Raw genomic sequence first — 12576 nt, 5'->3', positions numbered from 1 at the left:
GCCCTTTCAAGGGTGCCCCTGCGGCGCTGGAGCAGCGGGCCCCGGTGGCAAGGCGCGATCGTGCTCGGCGATGGCGGCGCCGCGCCGCAAGCGCTCCACCGTCTTGCTGCGACCGAGCAAGGCGACGACGTCGAAGATCCCCGGGCTCACCACTTGGCCCGTGAGTGCGACGCGGGCCGGATGGATGAGCTCGCCCGCCTTGACGCCGAGCCCCGTGGCCAGCTCGCGCAGCGCCGCTTCGAGCGGCTCCGGTGTGAAGTGGCGCAGCGCTTCGAAGCGATCCGCCAGCGCCCGCAACCGTGCCGGCACCGCCTCCCCGTGCAAGTGCTTGGCCACCGCCGCGGGGTCGAAAGGGAATTGGTCGGTGTAGAAGTACGCCAGGAGCGGCGCGTCGTGGGGGCCGCCGAAGCGGTTGCCCAGCACCTCGAGAACGAGACGCAGGCGCGGTAGCTCATCCGCCAGCGTCGGTTCTTCCTGCAACCATTCTTCCTCGCTCACCGGATAGATGCTCCCCGCCACCTTGTCCTCGGGGCTGCCGCTCACGACGCGCAGGTGCGGTCCCGCCGCCAGATCGGCGCGGAAACCCGGCGGCCACAGGCCGTGCTGCCGCATGGCCGGCAGCAGCGCCTGCACCTTCTCCCCGAAGGGGAGCTGGTTCCAATGCTCCCGATTCATCCACTCCAGCTTCTGCACGTCGAACACCGCGGGGTTGCGGCTCACCTTGTCGAGGGCGAAATACGACACCAGTTCTTCCCGGGTGAACACCTCGCGATCGTCGCCGGCAGACCAGCCGAGGAGCGCCAGGTAGTTCACCATCGCCTGCGGCAGGATGCCGAGATCGCGGAAGGCCATGACCGAAGTGGCACCGTGCCGTTTGGAGAGGCGGGTCTTGTCGGCGCCGATGATCATCGGCAAGTGGGCGAACTCCGGGCGCTGGAACTTGAGGGCATCGAAGAGCGCCAGCTGCTTCGGTGTATTGGAGATGTGATCGTCGCCGCGGATCACGTGACTGATGCGCATCTTGGCGTCGTCGACCACGACGGCGAAGTTGTAGGTGGGTTGCCCATCCGACTTGAGCAGGACGAAATCGTCGAACTCGGTGAGCGCGAAGGCGAGCGGGCCGCGGCAGAGATCGAGCCAGCGGGCTTCGCCGCTCTGCGGCATGCGCAAGCGCACCACGTAGGCTTCCCCCGCTGTAGCGCGCCGTTCGCTTGCTTCCGGCTCGATCCCAGCGCAGCGACCGTCGTAGCGCAGCGCCCCGCCGCCCGGCGCCGCTTCCCCGCGCCGTGCCTCCAGGACATCCCGGGTGCAGAAGCAGCGATAGGCGCGCCCCTCGCGCACGAGCCGCTCCGCTTCGGCGCGATACAGCACGTTGCGCCGCGTCTGCTGGTACGGACCGAAGTCGCCTCCCACTCCCGGACCCTCGTCCCAATCGAGCCCTAGCCACTGCAGCGACTCCAGGATGCCGCGGGTGGATTCCTCCGTGGAACGCTGGGCGTCGGTGTCCTCGATGCGGAGCACGAAGGCCCCGCCGAGCTTGCGGGCGAACAGCCAGTTGAACAGCCCGGTGCGAGCCCCGCCGACATGGAGATGCCCCGTCGGGCTGGGGGCGAAGCGCACGCGCACAGGCGCGTTCTTGGCAGGTTGCGGTTTTCCCGGCATGGTGGGGGCTCGTGAGGGCGCGGCCCTCGAAGCGCCAAGTGGGGGCCCCAAACCCGGCCCCAAGGCACCCTAGCACAGCGCCCCGAGGGGCGCCACGAACGAGGCCCGGCCGCACGCAGCCGGCCGCACCGCGCCCTCTAGCAGCGCCCACGCCCGACATTGCGGTTGGTGCGCACAGTGTGCGCGTCCTCTCCAGACGCGGTGGGGGCTTCGGGGTTGACACGCCGCTCCCCGGCCCGAAGAGTGAGCGCCGTGGTGGCGGCCCGCGCAGGACCGCCGGGCCCCGGATAGTTCCCTAAGGCCCGCTCGCAGTGTCGCCTTGTACGCCCTCGGGCCTGGCGCCGTGGCTGCACCAGGCCGTCCGCCGCAGGCAAAGGAGACAGGAGATGCAGGTCACCGCTGTCCTCGAGTCGCTCTTCCGCTGGATGCACGTCGTCGCGGGCGTCCTGTGGATCGGCTTGCTCTATTTCTTCAATTTCGTGAACAGCGCCTTCGCGCCGACCATGGATGGCGACACGAAGAAGAAGGTCGTGCCCGAGCTCATGCCGCGCGCTCTCTATTGGTTCCGCCACGCGGCAGTGTGGACCTGGGGCACCGGCGTGCTCCTGCTCATGCTCGTCTTCTATCAAGGCGGTGTCGTCTTCGACGATCCCGCCCATGGTTGGAGCGCAGGCTCGTTCGTGATGCTGGTGCTCATCCTGCTCGCGCCGCTGGTTTACGATCGTTTGATGAAATCCTTGGGGAAGACCAACATGAAGGCGGCGATCGCCGTGGGTTTCTTGTTGGTCGCTGCCATGGTGTATCTCTTCGGCCATTGGGCGGGCTTCGGCTACCGCGGCTACGTCATCCACACCGGCGCCCTGTTCGGCACCATCATGGCCTTCAACGTCTGGTTCCGCATCTGGCCCTCCCAGCGGCAGATCATCCAGGCCGTGAAGAGCGGCCAGGCCCCCGACCCTGCGGTCGTGGCACTGGCTGCAACCCGCTCGCGCCAGAACACCTATATGTCCGTCCCTCTCATGTGGACGATGGTGAACACGCACACCACCTGGGCGAACACGGGCAGCACCGGTTGGCTCCTGCTGCTCGCTGCCGTTCTCCTCGGCTGGTGGGTGACGTCGATGCTGCTGCGCCACGCGCCGAAGATCAAAGGCTTCTGAGGGGAGCGGATCCCGAGGAAAGCAATCGCGTCGAGGAGTGCGGCCTCGAACCCGGTCACCGCCCGCCTGCCCCCTCGATCCTTGGGTGTTCACCCAATCGGCGGCACGATGACCCGAACCCAACGGCGGAGCCTAAGGGGTGTTCCTTCTGGCACGCACCCCCACGACGCGATTTTCAAGTCGAGGGGGAGCGCCGGGGTCGCTGACCACGCGAGGAAGTCATCCTTCGCCCCGACGCTCCTTGGACGACCGAGTCGTCGTCTCGTCCGGGCCGCACTCAAGGGGGGTAGAGGTCGGCTCGATCGAGAGACTCTCGTCGAGTCCATTCTTCTCCTTGCACGGCCCGTACCGGTTTCCAGCTCAATCGCATAACGTGCGCTCCTGCAGCGAGCTGCGCCATCACTCGAGGCAGGGTGAACGCCTGACCAGCGGAGCGTCCTTGCTCCACTCCTCCGGGGTTGCCGCCGGTCAGAATTCGCTCTTGCCGCGACCGAACGACTGCCAGATCAAGGCTTGCGGAGGACCGGAGCAGGAACGCTACGGTCCCGTCGCCCGAGGTGCGAAAACACACCGGTCGAAAAGCCCTAGAGAACCCTTGCTGCCCCGGGCCGTTTCAATTCGCTTCACTCCGTGGAGGGCTGGCCGCGCGCCAACCGCGAGTGAAGGTGTTGGCCCGCACGTGCAGCGACCCCGAGACCGGCGGCAGCGATCGGGTCAGCGAGTGATTCGACCCATGCCGAGCCCCCTGCTTTCGAGGCTCGACCCCAGACGTCGATCCCCCTTCTTGACGTCCTGCGGCGTCGAGTCCTATCCTTTGCGACGTAACCCCTGAGTGAGACCAGAAAGGTCGCGACGGGGTCGAAGGTGCCTGTCGCGTCGTCCAGAGCGCGGCGCGATGTCTCGAGCGCAACCCGACGAGGGCATCGATGTTTCGCAAGACTAGTCTCCGCGGTTTCGGGAATGTTCCCGTTTTGTTTTTGGCCCTTCTCGTCACGACACTCTGCATCACACCACGCAGTGCCCACTCCATCCGCGCTCAGCAGATGGAAACTCCGGGCTACGGGAGTGGTCAACCCGGTACTCCGGGGATCGGCGATGACGACCAGCCCACGGTGAATCCGCCCCCTGGGCGGCGCACGACCGTGCAAATGTCCGAGCCCGATCACGGATCATCCGGGTCCGCGACTCCGGTCCAGGTCAGGAACCTCGGTACCGTGAGGAGACTCATCGTGAGCAGCCGCGAGTTCTTGCGAAGGTTTTTCGCCTTCGTGCAATAAAGCGCCGGCGCCACGGTCACGTTTCGAGCGCAAGACGCGCCACAGCTGTGCAGCGAGGGGGGCTGATCGCAGCGATGGCAAACGTCATCCGTGACGTAGGGAGCGGGGTCACTTCCCAGCTTCGACGCCGTTGGATCGAGGACTACGGTCGCGGTCTGTATACCGTCGTGGCCGAGTCTTGGCTCGCGGCGCGGCCCCAGCTGTCGCTTCCGGAGCTGGCCGCGGACCAGCGCGCCCTCGAGGCCGTCGGCTGGAGCCTGGCGCTCACCAAGAACTGGGATGGCTACGCTTTCTTCCGCGCCGATTTCCAGACTTTCGAATCGGACCCGGCGCTGGCGGCGCAACTCGCCGTGCTCGAGCACTGGCGCCTCGCCATCCACGAAGGCCGTTACGACGCCTCTCTCGCTGGCGTGCGGCGGTTGCAGTCGGCGTTGATGGAGAATGCTTCGCCGCGCCTTCTCGCCCACGCGCTCAAGGTCGAGGGGGTGGCACTCTTCCGCATCGGTCGCTATCTCGAAGCGGAAGCGCTGACGCGGCGTGCTGCCGAGCTCTTCCGTCTCTCCGGCGACGCCCTCAATCTCTCCCATTGCAACACCAACCTCGGCCTGATCCTCAACGCTCGCGGCGAGATCCGCGCCGGCCGCGACGAGCTGCAGCTCGCCGTTCTCTCCTTGGTCGAAGCCGGCGCCGCCGAAGAGCGCCTGGCGCTGGCGCGCGAGAACCTCGCGGTCACCGAGGTACATCTCGGACACGAGGCGGAAGCGCGCGCTCTCTACGAGGCGACGCTCGCCGTCTTCGAGCGCTGCGGTCTGCGCAGCGAGCAAGTGAGCGCGCTGAACGGTCTCGGTCACTGCGCCCGCTTGCGCGGCCACTTCGTCGAGGCCCGCCGCTACTTCGCCGCGGCGCTCGAGCGCACCAGTGCGGACATGTCGCGGCAGATCGGCTTGTGCCACGAGTTCCTCGGCCAGATCGACTTCGACTGCGGCCGCCTCGAAGCGGCCGAAAGCCATGCCCGCCAGGCCTTCGCCCAAGCCGCCGACATCGCCCCCGATGGGGATCTCATGGTGGAAGCGAGCTGGCGCCTGGCGGAGGTGCTCGCCGTCCAGGGCCGCGGGGCCGAGGCGCGGGAGCACTGGGCGCGAGCGGAAGCGCTCTGCCAGAGGCACCACGATCGGCGCGAGCGGGGCTGCGTGGAGCGCGTCCGTGCCCGCATCCTGCTGGCGGAGGGCGAGGACGAGCAGGCCCGCGCCGCTTTCCGTGCCGCTGCGGAAGTCCTGGAGAGTTGCGGCCGCTTGTTCGAGGCCGCTCTCACCCAGCTGGCGCTGGCGGAATCCGAAGCCGAGAGACCGAGCGCTGCCCTGGTGCCGCTCCTCGATTCCCTGCGCGATTTCGTGCGCGAGTCCTTGCCGGCCTGCGGCTGGATCCTCGAACGCGTCGAAGCCCTGCGGCCCGCAGCCACGACGCCGCCGGCGAGCCCAAGCGGCCGCCACGGTTTCGTCACTGCCGATCCAGAGCTGCTGGCGTTGCTCGAAGATCTCCCGGCCTTCGCCGCCTCGCCGCACCCGGTACTCCTGGAAGGCGAATCTGGCACCGGGAAGGAGCTGGTCGCCCGGGCGCTGCATGTTCTCTCCGGTTGCCACGGCGTTTTCGTGGCGGTGAACTGCGCCGCCATCCCGCGCGATCTGTTCGAGAGCGAGCTCTTCGGTCATGCCCGCGGCGCTTTCTCCGGCGCCAGCGGCGAGAAGCCGGGCCTGCTCGAACAGGCTGCCGGCGGCACGCTCCTCCTGGACGAGATCGGCGAGATGCCGCAGGAACTGCAAGCGAAGCTGCTGCGCTTCCTGGACGACGGCGTGCTGCGCCGGATCGGAGAGATCCGCGAACGCCACGTGCGGGTGAAGATCGTCGCCGCCACCAACCGGCCGCTGCGGCGCGGGGTGACGAACGGCGATTTCCGCGCCGACCTTTTCCATCGTCTGGCTGTGCACCCGCTGGAGATCAAGCCGCTGCGCCAGCGCCGCAGCGACGTGGCGCTCCTGGCACTGCACTTCCTGCGCCACGAAGGGCTGGAGGATCGCCTGCAACTCACGCCGGCGCTCCTCGCCGAGCTGGAATCGCAGCCGTGGCCCGGGAACGCGCGCGAGCTGCGCAACGAGCTCATCCGGCGCGCCATGCAGCGCCGGGTGGCGGCCGCGCTGCCAGAACCGGTGGCGGTTGGGTCCTCCACGTCGCTGCGCCAATCGCGCCGCGGCCATGAACGCGCCCTCATCGAAGCGGCCTTGCGCGCCCATCCGAGCAATCTCACCGCCGCGGCGCGCAGCCTCGAGATGCACGTCACCACCTTGCGCCGTAAAATGCGCGCCCTCGGCATCTCCCGTCTCGCCTAAGTTCGTTCCCCGCCTGCTCCCCTTCCTGCATTGCCAGCGCGCCCTTGTTGCGGCATCATGGTGGCAGCGGGTGCCGGCGCCCGCCGGGAGACGGAGATGCATGTACGCGAAGGCTGCTTCCTCATCGCCAGCCCCACGCTCCGCGACCCGAACTTCGCGCGCACCGTCGTTCTCCTGTGTGAGCACGGCGGCAAGGGATCCATGGGACTCGTGGTCAACCGACCGACGGAACACAGCGTGGCCGAGGCCCTCTCCGGCATGCCGGAACGGGCGACGCAGCGCCTCTTCTGGGGCGGCCCGGTGCAACAGCACCTCGTCCTCGTCCTGCACCGTCACGGCATCGACACGCCGGAAGGCAAGGAGATCGTCGACGGCATGGCGCTCGGCAACGACAGCGATGCGCTGGTGCAGATCCTCGAGACCGCTCCGGAACCGATGGCGCGGGTGCGCGTCTTCTCCGGCTACGCCGGCTGGGGCGCCGGCCAGCTGGACGCAGAGATGGAAGAGCACAGCTGGATCGTGCGTCCCGGCGCTGCGCGTCTGGTGTTCGAGACCGAGCCGGAGGTCATGTGGACCGAAGCCCTGCGCGAGCTCGGACCACGCTTCGCCCATCTGACCACCATCCCTCTCGATCCACGGGTGAACTGACCGCCCCTCGTTCCCGGAGCCCTACGGCATGGCCTCTCCTTCCATCAGCACGAGCCGCGGCACCAGTGCGGAGCGTGCACTCGTCGCCGATCTCTTCCGCCGCTACGGCCACCTGCAGGCGGCGCTCGATCCGCTCGAGCGCTTGCGCCCGCTACCGGTTGCCGAGCTGGACGCGTTGCCGCCGGAACAAGCCGCACCGTGGCGCCGCCTCTATTGCGGCCCCATCGGCGTCGAGTTCATGCACCTCCTGCAGCCGGAACGTCGCGCCTGGGTGGCGGAGCGCCTGGAAGCGGAGCCCGAGCCCCCGGATGCCAAGCGCATCCTGCGCCTCCTCGCCACGGCGGAGCTCTTCGAGGCTTTCCTGCACCGCCGCTACGTCGGCACCAAGCGCTACTCCCTGGAAGGCGCCGCTTCCCTCATGCCGCTCCTCGATGCGGTGCTCGACGGCGCCGCGCAGCAAGGCGTCGAGGTCGCGCTCATCTGCATGGCGCACCGCGGCCGCCTCACCGTCATGCACCAGACGGTCGGCGTGCCGGCGGCTTCGCTCTTCGCCGGCTTCCAGGACGTGGATCCGCGCAGCTTCTTGGGCGGCGGCGACGTCAAGTACCACTTGGGAGCCACGGGGAATTTCACCGGCGCCAGCGGCAAGACCGTGGCGGTCCACTTGGTTTCCAACCCGAGCCACCTGGAAGCGGTCGATCCCGTGCTCATGGGGCGGGTGCGGGCGCGGCAGGAGCGCCTCGGCGAAACCGGACCCCGCCGTGTCCTCGGGATCGCGATGCACGGCGACGCCGCCTTCGCCGGGCAAGGCATCGCGTCGGAAACGCTGAACCTCGCTTCGCTGCGCGGCACCAGCGTGCGCGGCATGGTGCACATCGTCGTCAACAACCTGATCGGTTTCACCACGGAGCCGGCGTCGCTGCACTCGTCGCGCTACTCGAGCGACGTCGCCAAACGCCTCGACATCCCCATTCTCCATGTCTCCGGCGACGATCCAGAAGCGGTGGTGCGGGCCGCGCGCATCGCCATCGACTACCGCGCCACCTTCGAGAGCGATGTGGTGCTCGATATGATCTGCTACCGCCGTTACGGCCACAGCGAGGTGGACGACCCGACGGTGACGCAGCCGCTCCTCTATCGCCGCATCGCGGCGCTCCCCCGCGCCTGGGAAGCCTATGCCGCCCGCCGGCAGACACCGGCGGCGGAGCTCACGGCGCTGCGTGACGAGATCGGCGCGCAGCTGGAGAGCGAGCAGGAACGCGCGCGGGCGCAGCGGAAGAAACCGAAGCTGCGCAAGCTGCCGGCCTACTGGGATGCCTACTTCGGTGGCCGCTATGAGCCGCGCTTCGAGGTGGCAACGCAGGTTCCGGCGGAGAGGCTGGAGGAGATCGCCGCCGCCACGCGGCAGATTCCCTCTGGTTTCACCGTCCACCCCAAGGTGAAACAGCTCATGCAGCAGCGCGACGAAATGATGCGTGGCTCGCGCCCGCTGGATTGGGGCACGGCGGAGGCCCTCGCCTGGGGCAGCCTGCTCTGGGACGGCATGCTGGTGCGTCTCTCCGGTCAGGACAGCCGCCGCGCCACCTTCAACCAGCGGCACGCCGTGCTCTTCGACTACGAGACCGGGGCCGAGCACATCCCGCTCCGGCACCTGCACCCGAAGCAGGGTCGCTTCGACATCTACGATTCCTCACTCTCGGAGGCCGCGGAGCTCGGTTTCCAGTACGGCTTCAGCCGCGACTATCCCGACGCCCTGGTGGCCTGGGAAGCGCAGTTCGGCGATTTCGCCAACGGCGCACAGGTGATCCTGGATCAGTTCGTGAGCGCCGCCGAGGACAAATGGGACCTTCTCTCGGGTCTCGTCATCCTGTTACCTCACGGCTTCGAGGGACAGGGGCCGGAGCACTCGAGCGCCCGTCTCGAGCGGTATCTGCAGCTCTCCGCCGACGACAACATGCAGGTGTGCCAGCCGTCCACGTCGGGGCAGTACTTCCATTTGCTGCGCCGGCAGGCGTTGCGGCGCTGGCGCAAGCCTCTCGTTGTCCTCACGCCCAAGAGCATGCTGCGGGCCCCGCAGGCCTGCTCGCCGCGCAGCGCTCTCACCGACGGCAGCTTCCTGCCGCTGGTCGGCGATCCCGAGCACGTCGCTGCCCGGCGCGTGCTGGTCGCCAGCGGTAAGATCGTGCACGAACTGCGGGCGGCCCGGCAGACCCGCGGCCGCGACGACGTCGCCATCCTGGCGCTCGAGCAGTTCCATCCCTTCCCCGAAGCGGAGATGCGCGCCGCGCTGGAGAGCTTCACCCAGCGCCGCGAGGTGGTGTGGGTGCAAGAGGAGCCGGCCAACATGGGCGGGCTCTTCTTCGTCCGCCCATTCCTCGAGCGCTTGGCGGCGCCCGCACCCTGCCGCAGCATCAAGCGCTCCGCGAGCGGCAGCCCCGCCACAGGCTCGGCGAAAGCGCACGATATGGAACAGAAGACCTTGCTCGAGCTCGCCTTCTCCCCACTGGAAGCGTAGCCCCGCCGCAACGTCGGGCCTTGCCCACAACCCCAGCCGCAAACGTCGCGCGTAGCCCACAATCCCAGCCGCAACGTCGGGCTCATCGACGGACTGCGATGATCTCCAGCACCGCGGGCGTGACCATGAGCGTATGCGGTGCTGCTTCGGCAGCTGCGAAGGCTGTGGCGATCTTCCGAGCCCTTTCTGCATCCAACTGACCGAGATCCACCAGACGGCGCAGTCCGCTATGCACGAAGGCCTTTGGCCACTGCCAGATGGTGCTCGTGGCTGGAACCACATCCACCAGGGGTCGGAGCTCGCGCAGCTCGAAGCCCAGCTCCTGGAGCCAAACGGGGAGGATGCGGCCGATGTCGGGCTCGCCGCCGCTGGCGCGCCAGCTCCGCATGACCTGCTCGACGAACTCCTCGAACTCCGGCGACCTCGGCGCCAGTCGCCAGGAGGCATACTCGAAGTATTCGTGCAGCACGAAGACCGCACCGGGCGCGAGTGCCGCCTTCACGCGCTCGAGTAGATCCCGAGGATGCTGCATGAAGGTGAGGATCCAGCGAGCCCAGGCACCGCTGGCGCCTGTGGCGGGAAGCGGCGCCGCGTCGAGATCCAGCTCGTGCGTCTGCACCTGCTGCAACCCGCGCCGGGCGCACTCTGCTTCGAGGACGTCGAGGAAACGCCGCGAGCGCTCCAGCGCCAGCACGCGACCCGTCGGGCCAACGATCGCCGCCAGGTCCAGCGTGGCCCAGCCGGGACCGCAGCCGATGTCGAGCAGTGTCTGGCCCGCGGAGAAGCCGGCACGACGCCAGGCGTCCAGCACTCGCGGCTGCCACACGCGGTGCTGCAGCCCCAAGCGCCCGATCTCCTCGTCGTGCGTCCCCAGCACGTAGTCGGCTTCTCGGCCCATCACGCCTCCGGCACTCCAGCCCCACATGTCGTGAGCGACCGCGAGCCAAGCCCACACGGTCGCTTCGATGCACGGGATGGAAGGCTACCTGGAGTGTGGCACCGCGACCAGCCGGATTCGGACCTGGTCATCCCCGAGGCGCGTAGGAGAACGCACGCCTTCGGGGATCACCAGAGGCTTTCAGGAGAATGCGAGCCGCGGATCAGCGGGCTTGCATGGTCACGAGCTCGACGCCGCCGCTGCCGGCCGCGACGACGAGCACGTTGTTCGCACACTTGACCATGTTGCTGGAGAAGCCCTCGGCGAAGTCGAGCTCGCCGAGCACGCGCAGGCCGCTCGGATCGGGACCACCGCCCGTCGCCCAGCTGCGGGCGCCGGCGATGTCCACCACCTGGACGCCGAGAGCACCGGCAGCCACGAATCCCAAGCTGCCCTGCACCGACACGGCGTTCGTCACCATCTCGTTGGCCCGCACGTCGGAGAAGGCTTCGTGGCGCAGCGCCGCCAGAAGCAGGCCGTCCGGCCGGCGCACCTGGAAGCCACCGTCACCGGCGCCGAGGTAGCAGATGGCGTCGTGCACCTCGATGGTGCCCTTGGCGTCGGGGTAGTTGTAGCCGTCCACCTCGTGCTCCAGCGTGCGCTGCAGCCCTGGCAGCTGGAGCAGCGACAGGTGCGGCCGCGAGCCGCACACCGCGGCCATGGAAGAAGCGCCCGGGAAGCCTATGCCCCGGATGTCTTCCTCGGCCTGGAAAGCGTCCATCGTCAGCTGCTCACCTGTGCGGTCGATGTAGGCCACGCCGCCGTGCAGCGCCCCCACCGAAGCCACGACGTACTCGCCGTCCTTGCCCAGGTCGGTGACCACCCAGCTCGGCAGGCCGAGCCAGCGCGAGGTGGGCTCGAGACCCGTGTTGCCGAGGAGGAACTCCTCGAGCAGCGCCGGCGTCTGCAGCGCCGGATCCAGGCTGCCCATGCCGACGTAGACATGCTCACCATGCTTGAGGACGGAGGTCACGTCGGCGTCGCGATAGAGCACTTCCGAGATCAACCGCGGCCGGTCCGGTTGAGTGAAGTCGATCACCTGCACCGCACCAGCGAAGATGTCGCCGGCGAAGTTGTAGGCGATGACGGCGGTCTTGCCGTCGATGTCCACGTCGTTGGCCTGGACGACGTGCCCGTCCACCACGGGGGGCGACACCTCGGCCACCAAGGTGAGGCGCATGCCATCAGATTTAAACGGAGGCGCGAACTGGCGGCCCGGCGTCTCTTTCATCCGGATGAACAACGGCTTCGCACGATACTGCACGCGCGCGTCCAACTGCGCCGGATCGTTGTTCACCAGCAAGCGATCCGACTGCAGCTGGGGAGGGCTCACCCCGACCTCATCGGTCCCGGGAGCCATCCCGTTCTGAACGCACCCCACGAGCAGAGCCGAGACGAGAAACCATGGTGAGCGCCGCCGCATTCCGCGCCTCCGCTGATTTAGGGCCGATCAACCGGCTCCCCCACGGAACCGGTCCCGCCCGGACTAAGCAAGAGCCGTCCCATCCGCGCGCTGGGTGCTCCAGCGCAGCACAGCCGCGGTCGTTCCTCGAAGCGCCCGTTGCCGCCTCGCCGCGCCTTCCCCGCGGTTCCTTCCCGGGGACCCGGCGCTTGCCACTCGGGACCACGGCTCCCCGCCTCCCTCGTCGGGGCGAAATGCACGCCCGAGCAAAACACGCCGCTTTCCTCGGACAAGGTGCTCTTCAACGCACGTATGGTCGCGCACCTTCACATGCCTGTCACGCCGTCGGCGTGTACACGCAGTCCACCACCGGAAGTTTGTGCACTTTTTCACAAAGTGTGTTTCACAGCGAAACACTCAGCGTCGAGCCAGGCGCAGTGATCCACAGAGTGGCACGCCGACTTGCATGTTTGTGGATAACACGAGAAGAAAGCCGTCAAAGATTCTTACGCTGTCCACGATGTGTACAGCTGCAGAGTCTCTGCGAGCAGTCGGCGCGATGGTTTCCGTGCAGACCTGTTGACAAGCTTC

At 68.0% G+C, this 12576-nt stretch carries 7 protein-coding genes; 4 read left to right on the top strand and 3 right to left on the bottom strand.

Annotation, left to right across the window (positions count from 1 at the left end; translation table 11 throughout):
* Positions 1-6 precede the first annotated feature (6 nt).
* Positions 7-1662 carry a glutamate--tRNA ligase gene (gene gltX / locus VFE28_01540; GenBank protein HZM14657.1) on the bottom strand — a complete coding sequence of 552 codons (1656 nt, stop codon included), beginning with the start codon at positions 1660-1662 and terminating at the stop codon, positions 7-9.
* Between the two features lie 386 nt (positions 1663-2048).
* On the opposite strand from gltX, the gene VFE28_01535 reads away from it, so the two are divergent.
* From VFE28_01535 to VFE28_01520, 4 genes are all read left to right on the top strand, one after another.
* Positions 2049-2822 (top strand): urate hydroxylase PuuD, encoded by a 774-nt coding sequence (locus VFE28_01535; GenBank protein ID HZM14656.1) that lies wholly within the window; start codon positions 2049-2051, stop codon positions 2820-2822.
* Between the two features lie 1351 nt (positions 2823-4173).
* On the top strand, positions 4174-6483 hold the full coding sequence (locus VFE28_01530; protein HZM14655.1) for a sigma 54-interacting transcriptional regulator: 2310 nt from the start codon (positions 4174-4176) through the stop codon (positions 6481-6483).
* 96 nt (positions 6484-6579) lie between these two features.
* Positions 6580-7131, top strand: a complete 552-nt coding sequence (locus VFE28_01525) for a YqgE/AlgH family protein (protein ID HZM14654.1) — start codon at positions 6580-6582, stop codon at positions 7129-7131.
* A gap of 28 nt (positions 7132-7159) precedes the next feature.
* Positions 7160-9646, top strand: coding sequence for a 2-oxoglutarate dehydrogenase E1 component (locus tag VFE28_01520; GenBank protein ID HZM14653.1), 2487 nt, complete (start codon positions 7160-7162; stop codon positions 9644-9646).
* Positions 9647-9728: 82 nt separating this feature from the next.
* Here the strand turns inward: VFE28_01520 and VFE28_01515 are convergent, their stop codons facing one another.
* Together VFE28_01515 and VFE28_01510 are read right to left on the bottom strand one after the other, a co-directional pair.
* Positions 9729-10544 carry a methyltransferase domain-containing protein gene (locus tag VFE28_01515; GenBank protein ID HZM14652.1) on the bottom strand — a complete coding sequence of 272 codons (816 nt, stop codon included), beginning with the start codon at positions 10542-10544 and terminating at the stop codon, positions 9729-9731.
* Positions 10545-10746: 202 nt separating this feature from the next.
* Positions 10747-11916 (bottom strand): hypothetical protein, encoded by a 1170-nt coding sequence (locus tag VFE28_01510; protein ID HZM14651.1) that lies wholly within the window; start codon positions 11914-11916, stop codon positions 10747-10749.
* Positions 11917-12576: the final 660 nt, after the last annotated feature.

The sequence above is a fragment of the Candidatus Krumholzibacteriia bacterium genome (assembly GCA_035649275.1).
GTDB lineage: Bacteria > Krumholzibacteriota > Krumholzibacteriia.
The sequence above is the reverse complement of the archived record's forward strand: the minus strand, read 5'-3'. Positions and strand labels throughout refer to the sequence as shown.